This window comes from Providencia alcalifaciens (genome assembly GCF_915403165.1).
In the GTDB taxonomy this organism is placed as follows: Bacteria; Pseudomonadota; Gammaproteobacteria; order Enterobacterales; family Enterobacteriaceae; genus Providencia; species Providencia alcalifaciens_C.
In genome coordinates this window covers 3,250,313-3,268,066 of record NZ_OU659204.1, presented here as the reverse complement: position 1 = coordinate 3,268,066, position 17,754 = coordinate 3,250,313, and the positions used below count along the sequence as shown (strand labels likewise).

Genomic DNA, 17,754 nt, shown 5'->3' with positions numbered 1-17,754 from the left:
TTGGGTTAAACCAACTGTTTACGTTGATTTGATGGCGGAATAGATAATGACTCACGATACTTAGCAACAGTTCGACGAGCAACTTGTATACCTTGCTCTGCCAGCATACTCGTCAATTTACTGTCACTCAATGGTTTTGCAGGGTTTTCCGCAGCAACCAGCTTCTTCACCAGTGCACGAATCGCAGTGGAGGAGGCTTCTCCCCCAGTGTCCGTGCTGACGTGACTGGAGAAAAAATACTTCAACTCAAAAATGCCTCGTGGACTATGCAGGAATTTTTGGGTTGTCACACGGGAGATAGTCGATTCATGCATGTCCACCTGATAGGCAATGTCTGCCAAAATCATCGGTTTCATGTACTCTTCACCTAACTCAAAAAATTCTTGTTGTTGCTCAACAATACAGGTCGCCACTTTGAGTAATGTTTCATGGCGGCTCTCTAAGCTTTTAATCAGCCATTTCGCATCCTGCAAGTGGCTGCGAATATATTGCGTGTCACTTTCGCTGGCTGAATTATTTGCCATTGAAGCATAATGATTATTGATGCTTAACTTAGGGATGCTATCTGTATTTAACTCAACTTGCCAGTGCCCACCGACTTTTTTCACCAGCACATCGGGAATAACATATTCCGATTCACCCGTATTGATTGACTGCCCTGGTTTGGGATTTAGCGTGAGGATCAGGTCAATTGCCGTTTTCAGTGCATCTTCTTTTAAGCGGGTCAGTTTGCTCAGTTGACGAAAATCACGATTTGCCAGTAAATCAATATGATTACTAATAATCAGTCTAGCTTCTTGTAGGCCAATTGTCTCTTTTGGGTATAAAGAGAGCTGAGTCAGCAAACACTCTTTGAGATCCTGTGCAGCTACCCCTAATGGGTCAAAATGCTGAATACGTTTTAAAACGGCAACCACCTCTTCTAAGGTGATATCGGGGTCATCAATCCCTTCGTGGATCTCGCTGATTGAGCTTGTGAGATAGCCTGAATCATCAATCGAATCGATAATTGAGGTTGCAATCGCGCGGTCGGTATCGGTAAACGGAGTCAGATCCGCTTGCCAGATTAGATAATCTTGCAGTGTTTGGGTGGTTTCCCCTTGGTAAACAGGAAGTTCATCGAAGCTGTAGTCGTTACTCGTTCCTGAGGGGGTGCCTGCCGTATAGATTTCATCCCAATCAGCATCTAGCGGAAGCTCATCGGGCATATCCGCTTTTTCAAGGGCATCTTTGGTATCGATTTCGCTGCTGTCAGTGTCGTTGCTTAGGCTATCTAAATTTTCTTGCTCAGAGGATGATTCTTCTTGTTCGAGCAAAGGGTTGGTTTCAAGGGCGAGTTGAATTTCTTGTTGAAGCTCAAGTGTGGATAATTGCAACAGGCGGATGGCCTGTTGCAATTGAGGCGTCATTGCAAGTTGTTGACTGATTCTGAGCTGCAAACTTTGCTTCATGAATGTGCTTTATTCTCCATTACCGCTTACACAACCAATATCATGACAACCAACAAGACAAATACTACAGTCTAAAGCCTTCACCCAAATAAACTCGTTTCACTTGCTCGTTTTCAAGGATCATCTCCGGCGAGCCGTGAGCAATCAAGTGCCCTTGGCTGACAATGTAAGCACGTTCACAAACATCGAGAGTTTCACGGACGTTATGGTCGGTGATTAATACGCCTAGCCCATAGTCGCGCAAGTGTTGGATGATTTTTTTGATATCCAAAACGGAAATCGGGTCAACCCCAGCAAACGGCTCATCTAACAGGATAAATTTTGGATTAGCAGCGAGGGCGCGTGCAATTTCCACACGGCGACGTTCACCACCAGACAGTGACTGACCTACGCTATCACGCAAGTGGGTAATATTGAACTCTTCCATCAGCTCTTCAGCGCGCTCTTTGCGCTGTTGTGAGGTTAAGTCTGGGCGAATTTCTAACACTGCCATCAGGTTGTCATACACGCTGAGGCGGCGGAAAATAGACGCTTCTTGAGGGAGGTAGCCAATACCACGACGAGCGCGCTCATGCAGAGGCAGTAAGCTAATATCTTCCCCATCAATTAAAATTTTACCAGCATCCCGCTGAACAATGCCGACTACCATATAAAAAGTGGTCGTTTTACCCGCACCGTTAGGGCCTAAGAGACCGACGATTTCCCCTGATTTCACTTCAAGGCTGACGTCAGTGACTACGCTGCGTTTTTTATAGGATTTCGCCAGATTCTCTGCGGTTAGTGTTGCCATAACAATTATTTACTCTTACTTGTTGATGAACCCTGCGCTGCTGGGCCTTTCTCTTGTAACTGTGCTGGTAATAAGACAGTCGTCACGCGCTTGCCTTTATCGCTGAACGCTTCCATTTTTTGCGTTGGAACGACGTAAGTGATCTTATCACCTTTGATATTGCTATCGAGCTGCTCAAGGTAGGCATCACCCGTTAATGTAACCAGCTGCTGATCGACTTCATAACGCGCTTTGGACGCGTGACCTTTAATTGGCTTGCCATCGTCTTGTAACTGGAAGAAAGTCACTGGCGTACCAAATGCTTCAATGACGATTTTATCGGAATCGCTGCTTGGACGCGTCACAACAACTTTGTTGGCACGAATATCAATGGAACCTTGCTTGATAACAACGTCATCAGTAAATGTGGTGATATTTTTTTCTAAATCAAGAGATTGCTTAACCGAGTTAATGGTCATCGGTTGTTGGGTATCTGTTTTCAGTGCCATTGCCGGTAGGCTAAGGGCCAAAATTGCACTTGCAACAGCCCCTTGAATAAAACTTTTCTTAGTTACTTGATTCATTGTGTTGCTCTTTTGGTTGTAACTCATAGTGAGTTTTAACATCTTCAATTAATTCAGCGGTTCTTGTACGAAGGTTCCCCTTCATTTTCAAGCCCGTTGAATTTAGCCCGTGTCCGATAATGGTAACTTTATCGTCAGATGAAACATCTTGTGTGACTAGATTGACCACTGCATTATCTGTGGTAATACGCTGGATTTGAGGCTCAGGGGTCAAACTGTTAACTTGAACATCGCTATACAGGTAGAGCACGCGCTCTTTGGTTAATCTTGCTTTAATGGATTTCACCGTCCAAGTCGGCATACCCGCATCGTTATAAGTGGTTAATACCGGATTGGTAAACCATGTGATTTTCCCATCGGTATAATTATCAACTTTGCTCGCTGCGAGTTTATAGGCTAAATCCCCTGCGGGATTATAGACGAAAGTCACCGAATCATCAGTTTGATAATTAGGTTTCCCGTCATTGATTTCTGTTGTTAATGGTTTGGAGTCGTCGTAAACCGAAAAGTTCCAACCAATTAGCCCCAGTACAATGAGGGATAAAACAATGATTAACCACTTTTTTGCGTTGCTCATGAATGATATCTATTCTTTAAATCGACAAGCCTTTAGCTTCTTCCAGTTTATCTTGGGATAACAAAATAAGGTCGCAAAGTTCACGTACTGCACCTTTTCCGCCACCAATATGCGTTACATAGTCTGCTTTAGGTAATAACAATGGGTGTGCATCAGCAACTGCAACGGATAACCCAACTTTTGCCATCACGGGCCAATCAATGAGGTCATCACCAATGTAAGCCGTTTGCTCTTCTGTTAGTTGTAGTTTATCTAACAGTTCGCGATACGCCAAAAGCTTATCGCTTTGTCCTTGGTAAAGATATGTAATACCTAACGTTTGGGCTCTGTCTTCCAGCAATTTGGCTTTGCGCCCGGTGATAATAGCGACTTCAATACCTGAGGTTAATAGGCAGCGAATGCCATATCCATCGCGGACATTAAAGGCTTTTAACTCTTCGCCATTATTCCCCATGTAAATTAAACCGTCGGACATCACGCCATCGACATCACAGATAAGCAGTTTAATTTTAGTCGCTTTTTCTATCACAGAATTCGCTACAGACCCATAGCAAGTATTCTGATAATTAGGGTTCATTCTATTTCCTTTATGTATACTTTTCGACTTATACCACACCCGCTTGTAGTAGGTCGTGCATATGGAGAACACCCACTAATTGGTCGCCATCCGCCACTAATAACGACGTGACATGGCGAGATTGCATCAGGTTCAGCGCTTCAACAGCTAGCATGCCCGGCGCGACTCGAATACCGCCCGGCGTCATTAAATCGGCAATTTTGGCATTGTTGAGGTCGATGCCCATATCAAAAATGCGGCGTAAATCCCCATCCGTGAAAATCCCTTGAATATTCATGTCGTCATCACAAATGACGGTCATACCCAGCTTTTTACGGGTAATTTCCACAAGGGCTTCGCGTAATGAGGCACTTTTCGGAATATGAGGGACATCGTCACCGGTACTCATTAAATCACGAACTAAGAGTAAAAGTTTGCGCCCAAGTGCGCCCCCAGGATGAGACAGCGCAAAATCATCAGCTGTGAAGCCGCGGGCGGTTAATAATGCAATGGCTAACGCATCGCCCATCACTAATGTTGCCGTGGTGCTTGTTGTTGGTGCTAAACCTAGCGGGCAGGCTTCTTGCGGTACTTTTATGCATAAGTGGATATCAGCATATTTGCCCATGTTACTGTCCGGGTTATTGGTCATGCAGATCAATGGAACTTTGATACGCTTTAACACAGGCAGTAGGGCTAAAATTTCCCCGGATTCACCAGAGTTTGAAATGGCTAATACAACGTCTTTATTGGAGATCATCCCTAAATCGCCATGGCTGGCTTCTCCGGGATGCACGAAAAATGAAGGCGTTCCTGTGCTGGCAAGCGTCGCCGCAATTTTCCGTCCAATATGCCCTGATTTCCCCATTCCCATAACGACCACTTTTCCCTGACAAGCAAAGATTTGCTGACAAGCAAGGTCAAAGTCATGATTAATATATTGTTCTAGGTTTTTCAGACCTTCGCGTTCGATATGGAGAACTTCTTTACCTACTTTCTGAAAATCGATATTTGACATGTCTAATTCCATGTGTGTTTTCGGGTGAATCAAAAGTGTCGGTTGGATCCAAAGTTTCGGTTAGATCAAAAAAGAGAAATCGGATTGTATAACGAATACTTAGTATCAGTAAGTATTTTGTCTCTAAGCTTTTATGAATGTCATAGTTATTATGAATGTGATAGTTATGAGTCTCTATTAGCGATTTGAGCTCAAAAGAGCCTTTTAAGGTTTAACAGCACCGATGCCCAAAAAAAATTTTTTTAATTCTCTTACCCTTATGGTTGGATATATAAATTTCTAAGAGCTATCTTCTATTAATTAGGTAAAATATTAGTTAATACTATTTGGTTTATGTTTCTGTAAAACCCTGAATTTATTTAGGCAGAATCATAGTTTGACCTATAACGAGCTATTAAACGATGCAAGCACAGACAGAGAACTTAATCGAAGTCAAAAACATGTCATTTACACGGGGCAATAGGAAAATATTTGAAAATATTAACCTAACTGTGCCTCGTGGTAAAATTACTGCGATTATGGGGCCTTCAGGGATTGGTAAAACCACATTGCTAAGACTGATTGGCGGACAACTGCGCCCAGAGGAAGGGGAAATCTGGTTTGATGGGGATAATATTCCTGCGCTGTCTCGTTCTAAGTTATACCAATCACGTAAAAAAATGAGCATGTTATTCCAATCCGGTGCCTTGTTTACCGATATGGACGTTTTCAATAATGTGGCTTTCCCTTTGCGTGAGCACACAAATTTACCGGAATCATTGATCCATACGACGGTGATGATGAAATTAGAGGCGGTGGGGTTACGCGGAGCCGCAAAATTAATGCCATCAGAACTTTCAGGGGGAATGGCACGCCGTGCGGCGCTGGCAAGAGCTATCGCTCTGGATCCTGACCTGATTATGTTTGATGAGCCGTTTGTGGGGCAAGACCCGATTACGATGGGCGTTTTGGTCAAACTGATTGATGAACTCAACCAAGCGTTAGGGGTAACCTGCGTGGTGGTTTCCCATGACGTCCCTGAAGTGCTAAGTATTGCGGATAAAGCGTATATTGTGGCGCAGCAGCATGTTATTGCGAAAGGAACTGGGGAAGAGTTACGCGAAAACCAAGATCCGCGCGTCAGACAGTTTATGGATGGTATTGCCGATGGCCCTGTGCCATTCCGCTTTCCTGCCAATGACTATTCGGCTGATTTATTAGGGTAAATGAACATGATAATTAAGGCGATTGCTGCCTTCGGACGTCGATGGATTGAAACATTTGCGGCTTTTGGTCGAGCAGGCTATTTATTATTTGGTGCACTATTTGGCAAACCTGAGTTTGGCAAGCAGTGGCCGCTATTAGTTAAACAGCTTTATTCGGTAGGGGTTCAGTCTCTGCTCATTGTGGCGGTGTCTGGCCTGTTTATCGGCATGGTGCTCGGTTTACAAGGTTATTTGGTACTGACGACGTTCAGTGCAGAAGCCAGCCTTGGCATGATGGTCGCACTTTCACTATTACGCGAACTGGGACCGGTGGTCACAGCGCTGTTGTTTGCGGGACGAGCTGGCTCGGCATTAACCGCAGAAATTGGTTTGATGAAAGCCACTGAGCAGATTTCGAGTTTAGAGATGATGGCGGTGGATCCTCTGCGCCGTGTTGTCGCCCCAAGATTTTGGGCTGGGCTCATTAGCATGCCGCTGTTATCACTGATCTTTGTCGCCGTCGGTATTATTGGTGGAGCCATTGTCGGTGTGGATTGGAAAGGGATTGACCCCGGCTTCTTCTGGTCATCCATGCAGTCCTCTGTAGAGTGGCGACTCGATTTAGTGAACTGTTTTATCAAGAGTTTAGTCTTTGCAATCACAGTAACGTGGATTGCACTATTTAATGGTTATGATGCAATCCCAACCTCGGAAGGTATTAGCCGTGCAACGACTAAAACCGTTGTGCATGCATCATTATCGGTTCTAGGGTTAGATTTCGTACTGACAGCACTGATGTTTGGGAACTAAGTCATGCAAAGTAAAAAAAGTGAAATATGGGTGGGTTGTTTTATGTTGCTGGCGATCGCCGCAATTGTGTTTCTCTGCTTAAAAGTAGCGGATTTACAATCGATTGGTAGTCAGTCAACTTACCGAGTTTCCGCCTCTTTTGAAAACGTGGGTGGCTTAAAAGTTGGCTCTCCAATCAAAGTCGGTGGCGTTGTCGTAGGGCGAGTTGCGAATATTTCTTTAGATAAAAAGAACTATATTCCAGATGTCCAAATCGATTTGCTCAGTGAATACGACAACATTCCTGATTCTAGCTCGCTATCAATTCGTACTTCAGGCCTGCTTGGTGAACAGTATATTGCCATGAATATCGGCCCTTATGACGAAGATATGGGGATAGCGATGTTAAAAGATGGCGGTCGATTAGAAGACACTAAACCGGCTATGGTACTGGAAGATTTAATCGGTCAATTCTTGTATAAGAGTGGTGATAGCCAAGGAGTTGCACCTGCACAACATGTTGCAGCCCCCTCAGAGCCAGTCGCCCACTAAGTTATAATTCCCTGTGAACTTAAAAGGAATGAATTATGTTTAAACGTTTAATAATGATAGCGATGTTAGTGGTTGCACCATTTGCGATGGCCATTGATCAAACTAACCCGTATAAGCTTATGGAAGAAGCCGCAGCGAAAACTTTCGATCGCTTAAAAGCACAACAGCCTCAAATAAAACAAAACCCAGATTATTTACGTACCGTTGTGCGTGAAGAGTTACTGCCATATGTGCAAATTAAATATGCGGGCGCGTTGGTATTAGGCACTTATTATAAAGATGCTACCCCAGCGCAGCGCGATGCGTATTTTAAAGCATTTGAGTCGTATCTTGAGCAAGTTTACGGCCAAGCGCTGGCAATGTATCACGGTCAAACGTACACCATCGCCCCTGAACAGCCGATTGGTGACAAAAATATTATCGCTATCCGTGTGACCATCAATGACACTAATGGCCGTCCTCCAGTACGTTTGGATTTCCAATGGCGTAAAAACAGTAAAACAGGTTACTGGCAGGCGTATGACATGATTGCTGAAGGCGTCAGCATGATCACCACCAAGCAAAATGAGTGGGGTGATATTCTGCGTAAACAAGGCATTGATGGGTTAACCGCTCAATTACAACGTAGTGCCCAGGTGCCGATTACGTTAGAAGAGAGCAAGTAAGATGAGTAGTCTGTTATCTTGGACGAAAAATAACAAAACATTGGCTTTTTCCGGTATTTTAAATCGCGATTCTCTGGTTGAATTTTGGGATAAGCGTCAAGCATTGCTAGCTCAAATTGGGCACATTGATGTCGCTGATTTAACTCATGTGGATTCTACCGGACTGGCAATGCTAGTGCGCTTAAAAGGGGAGTATCAAGCCCAGCAGCGCAGTTTTAGTCTTGTTGGTGTAAGCGATAATTTGAATACCTTGATGGAATTGTACGGGGTAAAACCCCTGCTGATGGATTAAGTCAAGTTATGTAAAAAATAGCGCTTCTGTGTGTTTTTATACGCCAGAAGCGTTTTCTTTAGTTTAAGTGTTAAGCTGAATCCTTTAGGATAGATGGCTATATTTATTATCATAATTAATTACAAAATTGAGTCATTATGGATACCAACGAAATTAAACAAGTCTTAATGGAAAAGCTGTCACTGGATGAAGTGATAGTGAATGGCGATGGCAGTCATTTTCAAGTTATCGCTGTTGGCAGCCTTTTTGACGGCATGAGCCGTGTTAAACAGCAGCAAGCAGTCTATGCGCCGTTAATGGAATATATAGCGGACAATCGAATTCATGCGCTTTCAATTAAAGCTTATACCCCAGCGCAGTGGGAGCGTGATCGTAAGCTGAGTGGCCTATAAGTTTGAAAATGTAAGCGAACAGTTTGTAAAAATCTGACACACGAGAATACCAGAATGGATAAATTTTTAGTTAAAGGACCAACCCGCTTAGAAGGGGAAGTCTCTATTTCAGGCGCTAAAAACGCCGCACTACCAATCCTGTTCGCTGCTTTACTGGCTGAAGAACCAGTTGAATTACAGAATGTCCCTAAGCTGAAAGACATCGATACTACAATTAAGTTACTCAGCCAACTTGGCGTCAAAATCGAGCGTAATGGTTCGATTTTTGTTGATGCTAGCAATGTGACTGAATATTGTGCGCCGTATGATCTGGTGAAAACCATGCGTGCCTCTATTTGGGCATTAGCGCCACTGGTTGCGCGTTTTGGTCACGGTGAAGTTTCTCTACCGGGCGGTTGTGCCATTGGTGCTCGTCCAGTGGATTTACATATCAGTGGCTTAGAGAAGTTAGGTGCCAATATTGTCCTTGAAGATGGCTATGTGAAGGCAACGGTGAATGGTCGTCTGAAAGGCGCTGACATCGTGATGGACAAAGTGAGCGTTGGTGCCACTATCAGTATCATGACAGCCGCAGCGCTTGCTGAAGGAACAACCTCCATCGAGAACGCTGCCCGTGAACCTGAAATTGAAGATACCGCTAATTTCTTAAATGCGTTAGGCGCTAAAATTACAGGTGCAGGAACTGACCGCATTGTCATTGAAGGTGTGGCTCGTTTAGGTGGCGGTGTGTATCGTGTTCTGCCAGACCGTATTGAAACAGGCACATTCTTAATTGCTGCTGCGGTTTCTCGCGGTAAAGTGGTTTGCCACAATGCACGCCCAGATACGCTGGATGCGGTGCTAGCAAAATTACGTGAAGCTGGGGCTGATGTTCAAACGGGTGAAGATTGGATTAGCCTAGATATGCACGGTAAGCGCCCAAAAGCGGTTACGTTGCGTACAGCTCCACATCCTGGTTTCCCTACTGATATGCAAGCTCAATTTAGCCTATTAAACTTAGTGGCTGAAGGTACCGGTGTTATCACTGAAACTATTTTCGAAAACCGTTTTATGCATATTCCTGAATTAATTCGTATGGGTGCGCACGCGGATATCGAGAGTAATACTGTCGTGTGTCATGGCGTTGAAAAGCTTACTGGTGCGCAAGTGATGGCAACAGATTTACGTGCTTCAGCAAGCTTAGTGATTGCGGGTTGTATCGCGGATGGAACAACGACAGTTGACCGTATTTATCATATCGATCGTGGATATGAAAATATTGAAGCGAAATTAAATGCGTTAGGTGCCAATATTCAACGCGTTAAATCTGAAGAGTAATCCCAGATTGCATTGATATCATTGCAAAAATGAGATCGCAAAAACAAGAAAGGTTGTTCTTCATCAGAACAACCTTTTTTTTCGGGTTTATTTTGATATAGGGACTTGAGGATTTAGTTCGCTTGCCCTTCAGGAAGTTCTTCAATCATGATATCGATATTTTGTACGTTACCATCACGCAAAATCTGAACAGGAATTTTTGTACCAGGGCGAATTTCGGCGACATAATCCATCGTTTCTGCAGCAGAAACGGCAGGTTTTCCATCTAAAGATAAAATAATATCCCCTTGCTCAATGCCTGATTTTGCAGCAGGTCCATTGGCTGAGACTTGGAAAATCCGTAGTCCTTGAATTTGGTTGATATTATTTGTATTTGTGCGAATTTGCGGTAATTCACGAGCCGTAATGCCGATGTAACCTCGAACGACACGACCATCACGGATCAATTTTTCCATGATTTTAGTTGCTAGAGCGGTTGGGATAGCAAAACTCAGCCCTTCGGAACTGACTCCTTGCCCTGCACTGAATGAAAGTGTGTTTATACCAACCAATTCCCCTTCCGTGTTGATGAGGGCACCACCGGAGTTACCCGAGTTAATGGAGGCATCGGTTTGCAGGAAATTTTGGCGGCGTGTGGAGCTTAACCCGACACGACCTGTCGCGCTGATAATCCCTTGGGTGACTGTTTGTCCAAGGTTATAAGGGTTTCCAATCGCTAAAACCACATCCCCAACATGGGTGATGCGCTTGGTATTAATGGGGATAACAGGGAGGTTTTCAGCGTCGATTTTTAAGACTGCGAGGTCGGTAAGGGGATCTGAGCCGACTAAAAGCGCATCGAAAATTGCACCATCTTGTAGAGCGACAAGGATTTGATCAGGGTTATCCACCACATGTTTGTTGGTCACTATGTAGCCATTAGCGCTTAATATCACCCCGGAGCCAAGAGATTGTAGTTCTCGACCAGATTGGGAAAAACTTCCCTTAGAACTGCTATAGACATACACCACTGCAGGCGCAGCACGGCGTACGGCTTTGTTATAGCTCACAGGCTCACTATTGGTTTTTCCATACAGTAAATCAGCCAGTCCCTGTGGGCGCAATGAGGGGACAGCCACAATAATGATTGAGGCAGTGACCAATCCAAGCAGGACAGACACAAGCAGCTTTTTGACCATGTTAAAGGTTACCAAGTTCGCTAGGGTGGAAATGACAGACAGAGAGATGCTTTGAGCATAACATAAAAAAACGGGTACAGCAGAGTGATACTGTACCCGTTTTATTGATTTATGTGTGGTAACTTAATGAATTAGTTTTTCATTAATAGGTAGAGAGTTTCACCACCACGCAGCACTTTCATCGCTAATACGGGTGGTTTGCTGTCGATGATTTTGCGGAATTGGTCGATACTTTCCACGCGAGTGTCATTCACGCCAAAGATCAGGTCGCCTTTCGCTAAACCAACCGCAGCAGCTGGAGACTTAGGTGCCACACTGTCAACTTGCACCCCTTTGGTATTGCTAACAACGGCATTGGAAATAGTGGCACCTAATAAGGACTCACTCAGTTTTTCCGCGTTGGTTGCAGAACCTTCATCGCTTTCTAGCACCACTTTCACTTCCATTGGTTTGCCTGAACGGATTAGACCAAGCGTGATTTCTTTGCCTAACTGGCTGGTACCAATTTTTGCTCTTAATTCAGCGAAGCTATTAATACGCTTACCATCAACGGAAACTAAAACGTCACCTGATTTGATGCCTGCTTTTGCCGCTGATGATTTTGGAATGACTTCACTGACGAAGGCACCACGTTGTGCATCGATATTAAAGGCTTTGGCGATATCAGAGTTCATCTCTGTACCTTTAATACCTAAAATTCCGCGTTTAACTTCACCGTGTTTAATCAGCTGCTCGCTCAGGCTTTTCGCCATATTGCTCGGGATAGCAAAGCCGATGCCAATATTTCCGCCACCCGGCGCTAAAATTGCTGTGTTAATCCCAATCAGTTCACCGTTTAAGTTAACCAGAGCGCCACCAGAGTTACCTCGGTTAATTGAGGCGTCAGTCTGGATAAAGTTTTCTAAGCCTTCCAGATTTAATCCGCTACGACCTAACGCAGAGATAATCCCAGATGTAGCAGTTTGGCCTAAACCGAATGGGTTACCAACGGCGACGGCAAAATCACCAACACGCAGTTTATCAGAGTCTGCAATAGAAACTGCGGTGAGGTTTTTGATATCTTTTGCATTGCTGATTTTTAATAAAGCAATGTCAGTTTGTGGATCTTTACCAATCAGTTTAACGTCAATTTCACGACCGTCATTGAGCTGAATTTGAATTTTATCAGCACCATCAATAACGTGATTATTGGTTAAAACATAACCTTGTGTCGCATCGATGATGACGCCAGAACCTAAACCTTCAAATGGGCGCACGCTTTGTTGTTGTGAAGGTACATTTGGACCAAAGAAGAATTTCAGTTCTTCAGGAATTTGTTGATTTTGTACACGGGTGCCTGAAACATGGATATTCACGACGGCAGGCAGCACTTTTTCCAGCATAGGCGCTAAGCTCGGCATGTTTTGGCTTTGTGCAGTTACAGGTAATGTGGCCGGTAATGCGGCACTACTGATTGCTGGGATCGTGGACAGGGTTAAACCTAAACTCATTGCGACTGCTGTCAGAAAGAAATTTTTTCTTTTCATCATTCCGTAGATTCTCTCAATAGAAAATATCAGCTCATATGAATGGTACCTATAAACGGTACACTAAGGTCATATGGGCGGAGGTATTTTGGGGTCTCAAATAATATTATACTGATGACTATGACCACGGATTATGCGGAAAAGTTCCCTATGCGGATAGTACTTATCCACAATTTTACATCGATTTACATGATGTTTAGGTGAAATGCTAACTTCTATACAGTAGCTAAACTAACTATAAGATTTTATTCGGAATTGGAGTGATGCAGCGGGGAAATAACACCACCAGTAACGGGCGCTACTGGTGGCATAATCAAAAAATTACTTCTCTTTTTCTTCGAGAGGGCGGAACAGTCCTGAAGCACCTTCGGAGTAATCTCTTGGTGGCATTTTAACCGGTGCTTGGTCATTATCGGCTTCAGATTCAGTCAAACGATAATGGAATGGGTTATCCTGCATATCCGGCATTAACTCGGAAGAGCTTTGCGCCATATGTTGATACAGTTGGCGATAGTCGCGTGCCATTTTATCCAATAACTCTGCGCTGCGAGCAAAATGGCTAACGAGTTCTTTACGATACTCTTCCAGCTCAGTGCTTTTTTTGTCTAATTCAGCCTGTGCTGTTTTTTGTTGACGAAGTTTTGGATTGCCATAACGCACAACCAATGCGCCGATGATAAAGCCAACAACTAATCCTATTAGTGCATACTCCCAAGTCATGCTAACTCCTTCGTTTACTTCAATCAAAATTCACAGAAAATGGTCGCCAAAATTTAGCTCGATTACCCTAACTATACCTGCTAATAGCAAATCTGTTAATGCTAAAGAGTGGAATAATAAAGCGAAATTCCTTACTCTATGCCGAATAGTTAATCGAAAGTTAAATGCTAACAGAATCTGGTTATAATAAAGGCAGTGTATATCATATAACGGTAAAAAAAACCGAAAATTTTAAGGATCACTGAGTTGATGTCACCGATGACCCCTACCATGCGTTACCAACAAGCTCTTGAGCAAGGCAATTACCAGCCAGATGACGTACAAAAACAAGCCGTAGAGCGATTAGACAAGATTTATCAGCAACTTTGTAGTGCTACGCCTTGCTTTCCAAATGAAAGACCAAATGGTCTAAAACAACGCTTTGGACGCTTGTTAGGGAAATCATCCACAAAAACCTGCGAGCCAGTTCAGGGGTTATATATGTGGGGGGGGGTAGGTCGCGGTAAAACGTGGTTGATGGACATGTTCTACGACAGTTTACCGGGAGAACGCAAATTGCGTTTACACTTTCATCGCTTTATGAAGAAAGTGCAGGAAGACTTAATGGCGCTGCAAGGACAGGAAAATCCGCTCGACATTATTGCTGATGAATTTAAAAAGCAGACGGATATTTTGTGTTTCGATGAGTTTTTTGTCTCGGACATTACCGACGCGATGATCCTAGGAACTCTATTAGAAGGGCTATTTGCGCGGGGCATCACATTAGTCGCGACATCCAACATCATCCCTGACAACCTTTACCGCAACGGGTTGCAACGCGCTCGCTTTTTGCCTGCTATCGAACAGATAAAAAAATATTGTGACGTAATGAATGTGGATGCAGGGATCGACTATCGCTTGCGTACGCTGACTCAAGTCCATCTATTTTTATCGCCAGTTAATGAACAAAATCGCCATCATTTAGATGAGGTGTTTGTAAAACTGGCGGGGAAGGAAGGGCAGCAAAACCCAATATTGGAAGTGAATCATCGGAAAATGCAGGCAATTCGTTCTGCTGAAGGTGTTTTAGCGATTAGCTTCAAAGTACTGTGTGAAGAGCCTCGTAGCCAAAACGACTATATATACCTCTCAAATTGTTATCATACGGTATTGCTCTATGACGTCCCCGTGATGGGGCTGAAAGATGAAAATCCTGCCAGACGTTTTCTCGCGCTTATTGATGAGTTCTATGAACGTAAGGTAAAATTGATGATCAATGCACAGGTGCCGATGGATTCACTTTATCAAGGGCAACTTTTGGCGTTTGAATATCAGCGCTGCCTTTCTCGCTTGCAAGAAATGCAAAGTGAAGAATATTTGAAAATTCCGCATTTATCATAGAAGCCAAAGAGGAAATAGGTCTCAAGGATGTCGTTTTCCCTCTGGATTTTTGCGTGATTTTTGAGCATGTCGCACTAATTATTTATTTGAACGTAAAAAAAATGCATTTGGGGTCGATTTTTGTTGCTGACTTCTCTATAATCTTGCGACCCCACGTTACGGCGTTGTTTTTTATTTCCCAAAAAATAACGCATTAATGCCAGCTAGGCTGCTCGAAGGGGTGGGTTTGCTGGACAATGAGTCGCGTGAACCTCGCTGTATTTTACGAACATGAGTGTTCACACAACGTGTAACTTCAATATTGGGTAAGTTTTAATGAAAACTTTTACAGCTAAACCAGAGACCGTAAAACGCGACTGGTATGTTGTTGATGCAGATGGCAAAACTTTAGGCCGTCTTGCAACTGAAATTGCTAGCCGTCTGCGCGGTAAGCATAAAGCGGAATATACTCCGCACGTGGATACTGGTGATTACATCATCGTTCTGAATGCAGAAAAAATTGCTGTTACCGGCAAAAAACGCGAAGACAAAATCTACTATCGCCACACTGGCCATATTGGTGGAATCAAGCAAGCAACTTTCGAAGAGATGATTGCTCGTAGTCCTGAGCGTGTGCTTGAAATCGCGGTTAAAGGCATGTTGCCAAAAGGACCTCTGGGTCGTGCAATGTACCGTAAACTGAAAGTTTACGCAGGTAATGAGCACAACCACGCGGCACAACAACCGCAAGTTCTTGACATTTAATCGGGATTATAGCAATGGCTGAAAATCAATACTACGGCACTGGTCGCCGCAAAAGCTCATCTGCTCGTGTCTTTATTAAGCCGGGTAGCGGTAACATCACAATCAATCAACGTACACTGGAACAATACTTTGGTCGCGAAACTGCGCGCATGGTAGTTCGTCAGCCGTTAGAATTGATTGAAATGTTAGGAAAATTTGACCTGTACATCACTGTTAAAGGTGGTGGTATCTCTGGTCAGGCAGGCGCAATCCGTCACGGTATTACACGTGCACTGATGGCTTATGACGAGACTCTTCGTTCTGATCTGCGTAAAGCTGGTTTTGTTACCCGTGATGCGCGTTCTGTTGAACGTAAGAAAGTGGGTCTGCGTAAAGCACGTCGTCGTCCACAGTTCTCCAAACGTTAATTTATTGCCTTCTGGGCATAAAGTTGATGAAAAAGCCCGTCTTTATGACGGGTTTTTTATTGCCTAAAATAAATCAAATATTGAGCCATCATGATTTAATTAAAATAAAGACAGGTAAAAGATATTATTTTATTATTCCACTCGCTTTTTGCGTGCTATCTCAAATGCAATAAAATATAACTATCAACTATTGAGTTAACTTCAAGGTTTTAATTTTTTGCTATCGCAAACTTAAGGTTGAATGAACTGATTTTGATGGTGTTATTCCTCTATAATAAAATTAACCGATGATTTTCTCTAGGTTAGCCCCCTAAGCTGTACAAAATCTGTTAGACTATGCCCCAGTTTTTTATTTGATTATTTCTCGCTTTCATGAAGCGAGAGGGTTGTGCTGACTTTCAAAATGGATCTTGAAGGTTAAGTACATGGGATTTTAAAAATGGAAATAATGAATTAATCCTTATTTAAGGATCATTATTTTTATCATTTGGAGGTTTTAATGGCTGTTGCTCCTAATAAACGTTCGGTAATGACATTGTTTTCAGGCCCAACTGATATTTTTAGCCATCAAGTACGTATTGTGCTTGCTGAAAAAGGTGTTAGCGTTGAGATTGAACATGTCGAACCTGGTCATATGCCTCAAGACCTTATTGATCTTAACCCATATCAAAGCGTTCCAACGCTGGTGGATCGTGACCTAACTTTGTATGATCCAGATATCATCATGGAATACCTCGATGAGCGCTTCCCTCATCCACCATTAATGCCTGTTTACCCAGTGGCTCGTGGTACTAGCCGCCAGCTGATGCATCGTATTCGCAGAGACTGGTACTCATTGATGGCCAAAATCGAGAAGGGCACAGCACAAGAGGCAGATGCAGCTCGTCGCCAATTAGCGGAAGAACTGATCGCAGTTTCACCTGTACTGGCTGAGATGCCATTCTTTATGAGTGATGAATTCAGCTTAGTTGATTGCTATTTAGCACCGCTATTATGGCGCTTACCTATCTTAGGGATCGAATTAAAGCCAGCAATCAGCAAACACTTACAGATGTACATGCAGCGTGTATTTGAACGCGATGCATTTTTAGCATCATTAACTGAATTAGAGCGTGAAATGCGCCTGTCAGCACGAGGCTAAGTCGGATGATGGAAATGGCACCAATGACACCACGTCGCCCTTATCTGCTGCGCGCCCACTATGAGTGGTTGCTGGATAACGATATGACTCCGCATTTGGTGGTTGATGTCACTCTTCCCATGGTGAATGTTCCAATGGAATTTGCGCGTGATGGGCAAATTGTTTTAAATGTTGCCCCGCGTGCAGTGGGGAACTTTGAAATTACCAACGAAGAAGTGCGTTTTAATGCGCGATTCGGTGGTGTACCTCGTCAGGTATATGTACCAATGGCAGCTATCATGGCGGTCTATGCTCGTGAAAATGGCGCTGGTATGATGTTTGAACCTGAAGCGGCTTATGATGAGCACTTTGATGGGGAAGACAATGCAACTGATGAAGCACTATCTGACAACATCGTACTGGTTCATGATGAAGCCACTCAAACTGAAGAGCCTTCATTCCCAGATGATGAGCCACCAAGACCACCGAAAGGTCGTCCAGCGTTACGGGTTGTGAAATAAGCACAAATCGTG

The 17,754-nt window shown here is 43.7% G+C and carries 21 protein-coding genes; 12 read left to right on the top strand and 9 right to left on the bottom strand.

Going from position 1 to position 17,754, the window contains the following annotated elements; all coding sequences use genetic code 11:
- Window positions 1–5 precede the first annotated feature (5 nt).
- From rpoN to kdsD, 6 genes are all read right to left on the bottom strand, one after another.
- On the bottom strand, window positions 6–1,451 hold the full coding sequence (rpoN, locus tag LDO73_RS14885; RefSeq protein ID WP_224059023.1) for an RNA polymerase factor sigma-54: 1,446 nt from the start codon (window positions 1,449–1,451) through the stop codon (window positions 6–8).
- A gap of 64 nt (window positions 1,452–1,515) precedes the next feature.
- The gene (lptB, locus tag LDO73_RS14880; protein ID WP_224059022.1) at window positions 1,516–2,241 is read right to left on the bottom strand and encodes an LPS export ABC transporter ATP-binding protein; all 726 of its coding nucleotides are present in this window, start codon (window positions 2,239–2,241) and stop codon (window positions 1,516–1,518) included.
- A 5-nt stretch (window positions 2,242–2,246) separates the two neighbouring features.
- Window positions 2,247–2,804, bottom strand: a complete 558-nt coding sequence (lptA, locus tag LDO73_RS14875) for a lipopolysaccharide ABC transporter substrate-binding protein LptA (RefSeq protein ID WP_154603453.1) — start codon at window positions 2,802–2,804, stop codon at window positions 2,247–2,249.
- The gene (lptC, locus tag LDO73_RS14870; protein WP_224059020.1) at window positions 2,788–3,381 is read right to left on the bottom strand and encodes an LPS export ABC transporter periplasmic protein LptC; all 594 of its coding nucleotides are present in this window, start codon (window positions 3,379–3,381) and stop codon (window positions 2,788–2,790) included. Before lptC ends, lptA begins: the two co-directional genes overlap by 17 nt.
- Window positions 3,382–3,397: 16 nt before the next feature.
- Window positions 3,398–3,958 (bottom strand): 3-deoxy-manno-octulosonate-8-phosphatase KdsC, encoded by a 561-nt coding sequence (kdsC, locus tag LDO73_RS14865; RefSeq protein WP_224059019.1) that lies wholly within the window; start codon window positions 3,956–3,958, stop codon window positions 3,398–3,400.
- Window positions 3,959–3,986: 28 nt separating this feature from the next.
- Entirely contained in the window at window positions 3,987–4,955 is a 969-nt protein-coding gene (kdsD, locus tag LDO73_RS14860) for an arabinose-5-phosphate isomerase KdsD (RefSeq protein ID WP_282560657.1), read from the bottom strand.
- 401 nt (window positions 4,956–5,356) lie between these two features.
- Here kdsD and mlaF point away from each other — a divergent pair, with 401 nt between their 5' ends.
- From mlaF to murA, 7 genes are all read left to right on the top strand, one after another.
- Window positions 5,357–6,160 (top strand): phospholipid ABC transporter ATP-binding protein MlaF, encoded by an 804-nt coding sequence (gene mlaF / locus LDO73_RS14855; protein ID WP_006659099.1) that lies wholly within the window; start codon window positions 5,357–5,359, stop codon window positions 6,158–6,160.
- 6 nt (window positions 6,161–6,166) lie between these two features.
- The gene (gene mlaE, locus LDO73_RS14850; RefSeq protein ID WP_224059017.1) at window positions 6,167–6,949 is read left to right on the top strand and encodes a lipid asymmetry maintenance ABC transporter permease subunit MlaE; all 783 of its coding nucleotides are present in this window, start codon (window positions 6,167–6,169) and stop codon (window positions 6,947–6,949) included.
- A gap of 3 nt (window positions 6,950–6,952) precedes the next feature.
- Window positions 6,953–7,480 carry an outer membrane lipid asymmetry maintenance protein MlaD gene (mlaD, locus tag LDO73_RS14845; RefSeq protein ID WP_224059016.1) on the top strand — a complete coding sequence of 176 codons (528 nt, stop codon included), beginning with the start codon at window positions 6,953–6,955 and terminating at the stop codon, window positions 7,478–7,480.
- Between the two features lie 35 nt (window positions 7,481–7,515).
- Window positions 7,516–8,145: a phospholipid-binding protein MlaC gene (mlaC, locus tag LDO73_RS14840; RefSeq protein ID WP_224059015.1), complete on the top strand. Its 630-nt coding sequence runs from the start codon at window positions 7,516–7,518 to the stop codon at window positions 8,143–8,145.
- A gap of 1 nt (window position 8,146) precedes the next feature.
- Window positions 8,147–8,437: a lipid asymmetry maintenance protein MlaB gene (gene mlaB, locus LDO73_RS14835; RefSeq protein WP_224059014.1), complete on the top strand. Its 291-nt coding sequence runs from the start codon at window positions 8,147–8,149 to the stop codon at window positions 8,435–8,437.
- Window positions 8,438–8,574: 137 nt separating this feature from the next.
- On the top strand, window positions 8,575–8,829 hold the full coding sequence (gene ibaG, locus LDO73_RS14830) for a BolA family iron metabolism protein IbaG (RefSeq protein ID WP_036956119.1): 255 nt from the start codon (window positions 8,575–8,577) through the stop codon (window positions 8,827–8,829).
- Between the two features lie 54 nt (window positions 8,830–8,883).
- Complete coding sequence (murA, locus tag LDO73_RS14825; protein ID WP_224059012.1) at window positions 8,884–10,146, top strand: UDP-N-acetylglucosamine 1-carboxyvinyltransferase; 1,263 nt, start codon at window positions 8,884–8,886, stop codon at window positions 10,144–10,146.
- A gap of 113 nt (window positions 10,147–10,259) precedes the next feature.
- On the opposite strand, the gene degS is transcribed toward murA, so the two are convergent.
- The 3 genes from degS to zapG all read right to left on the bottom strand — a co-directional run bounded on the left by degS (window position 10,260) and on the right by zapG (window position 13,570).
- Window positions 10,260–11,324, bottom strand: a complete 1,065-nt coding sequence (gene degS, locus LDO73_RS14820) for an outer membrane-stress sensor serine endopeptidase DegS (RefSeq protein WP_224059011.1) — start codon at window positions 11,322–11,324, stop codon at window positions 10,260–10,262.
- A 131-nt stretch (window positions 11,325–11,455) separates the two neighbouring features.
- Window positions 11,456–12,850, bottom strand: a complete 1,395-nt coding sequence (locus LDO73_RS14815; protein ID WP_224061197.1) for a Do family serine endopeptidase — start codon at window positions 12,848–12,850, stop codon at window positions 11,456–11,458.
- Between the two features lie 321 nt (window positions 12,851–13,171).
- Entirely contained in the window at window positions 13,172–13,570 is a 399-nt protein-coding gene (zapG, locus tag LDO73_RS14810; protein ID WP_006659109.1) for a Z-ring associated protein ZapG, read from the bottom strand.
- Window positions 13,571–13,819: 249 nt separating this feature from the next.
- On the opposite strand from zapG, the gene zapE reads away from it, so the two are divergent.
- From zapE to sspB, 5 genes are all read left to right on the top strand, one after another.
- Window positions 13,820–14,950 carry a cell division protein ZapE gene (gene zapE / locus LDO73_RS14805; RefSeq protein WP_224059009.1) on the top strand — a complete coding sequence of 377 codons (1,131 nt, stop codon included), beginning with the start codon at window positions 13,820–13,822 and terminating at the stop codon, window positions 14,948–14,950.
- Between the two features lie 315 nt (window positions 14,951–15,265).
- A complete protein-coding gene (gene rplM, locus LDO73_RS14800; protein WP_006659112.1) occupies window positions 15,266–15,694 on the top strand; it encodes a 50S ribosomal protein L13 in 429 nt (142 codons plus the stop codon).
- 14 nt (window positions 15,695–15,708) lie between these two features.
- The gene (rpsI, locus tag LDO73_RS14795; protein ID WP_224059007.1) at window positions 15,709–16,101 is read left to right on the top strand and encodes a 30S ribosomal protein S9; all 393 of its coding nucleotides are present in this window, start codon (window positions 15,709–15,711) and stop codon (window positions 16,099–16,101) included.
- A gap of 499 nt (window positions 16,102–16,600) precedes the next feature.
- The gene (gene sspA, locus LDO73_RS14790; RefSeq protein WP_224059005.1) at window positions 16,601–17,242 is read left to right on the top strand and encodes a stringent starvation protein SspA; all 642 of its coding nucleotides are present in this window, start codon (window positions 16,601–16,603) and stop codon (window positions 17,240–17,242) included.
- Between the two features lie 5 nt (window positions 17,243–17,247).
- On the top strand, window positions 17,248–17,742 hold the full coding sequence (gene sspB / locus LDO73_RS14785; RefSeq protein ID WP_423810857.1) for a ClpXP protease specificity-enhancing factor: 495 nt from the start codon (window positions 17,248–17,250) through the stop codon (window positions 17,740–17,742).
- Window positions 17,743–17,754: the final 12 nt, after the last annotated feature.

Excerpts from the sequence above, each read along its gene's own strand:
- rpoN (WP_224059023.1), bottom strand. The coding sequence starts at position 1,451 with ATGAAGCAAAGTTTGCAGCTCAGAATCAGTCAACAACTTGCAATGACG.
- lptB (WP_224059022.1), bottom strand. The coding sequence starts at position 2,241 with ATGGCAACACTAACCGCAGAGAATCTGGCGAAATCCTATAAAAAACGC.
- lptA (WP_154603453.1), bottom strand. The coding sequence starts at position 2,804 with ATGAATCAAGTAACTAAGAAAAGTTTTATTCAAGGGGCTGTTGCAAGT.
- lptC (WP_224059020.1), bottom strand. The coding sequence starts at position 3,381 with ATGAGCAACGCAAAAAAGTGGTTAATCATTGTTTTATCCCTCATTGTA.
- kdsC (WP_224059019.1), bottom strand. The coding sequence starts at position 3,958 with ATGAACCCTAATTATCAGAATACTTGCTATGGGTCTGTAGCGAATTCT.
- kdsD (WP_282560657.1), bottom strand. The coding sequence starts at position 4,955 with ATGTCAAATATCGATTTTCAGAAAGTAGGTAAAGAAGTTCTCCATATC.
- mlaF (WP_006659099.1), top strand. The coding sequence starts at position 5,357 with ATGCAAGCACAGACAGAGAACTTAATCGAAGTCAAAAACATGTCATTT.
- mlaE (WP_224059017.1), top strand. The coding sequence starts at position 6,167 with ATGATAATTAAGGCGATTGCTGCCTTCGGACGTCGATGGATTGAAACA.
- mlaD (WP_224059016.1), top strand. The coding sequence starts at position 6,953 with ATGCAAAGTAAAAAAAGTGAAATATGGGTGGGTTGTTTTATGTTGCTG.
- mlaC (WP_224059015.1), top strand. The coding sequence starts at position 7,516 with ATGTTTAAACGTTTAATAATGATAGCGATGTTAGTGGTTGCACCATTT.
- mlaB (WP_224059014.1), top strand. The coding sequence starts at position 8,147 with ATGAGTAGTCTGTTATCTTGGACGAAAAATAACAAAACATTGGCTTTT.
- ibaG (WP_036956119.1), top strand. The coding sequence starts at position 8,575 with ATGGATACCAACGAAATTAAACAAGTCTTAATGGAAAAGCTGTCACTG.
- murA (WP_224059012.1), top strand. The coding sequence starts at position 8,884 with ATGGATAAATTTTTAGTTAAAGGACCAACCCGCTTAGAAGGGGAAGTC.
- degS (WP_224059011.1), bottom strand. The coding sequence starts at position 11,324 with ATGGTCAAAAAGCTGCTTGTGTCTGTCCTGCTTGGATTGGTCACTGCC.
- LDO73_RS14815 (WP_224061197.1), bottom strand. The coding sequence starts at position 12,850 with ATGAAAAGAAAAAATTTCTTTCTGACAGCAGTCGCAATGAGTTTAGGT.
- zapG (WP_006659109.1), bottom strand. The coding sequence starts at position 13,570 with ATGACTTGGGAGTATGCACTAATAGGATTAGTTGTTGGCTTTATCATC.
- zapE (WP_224059009.1), top strand. The coding sequence starts at position 13,820 with ATGTCACCGATGACCCCTACCATGCGTTACCAACAAGCTCTTGAGCAA.
- rplM (WP_006659112.1), top strand. The coding sequence starts at position 15,266 with ATGAAAACTTTTACAGCTAAACCAGAGACCGTAAAACGCGACTGGTAT.
- rpsI (WP_224059007.1), top strand. The coding sequence starts at position 15,709 with ATGGCTGAAAATCAATACTACGGCACTGGTCGCCGCAAAAGCTCATCT.
- sspA (WP_224059005.1), top strand. The coding sequence starts at position 16,601 with ATGGCTGTTGCTCCTAATAAACGTTCGGTAATGACATTGTTTTCAGGC.
- sspB (WP_423810857.1), top strand. The coding sequence starts at position 17,248 with ATGATGGAAATGGCACCAATGACACCACGTCGCCCTTATCTGCTGCGC.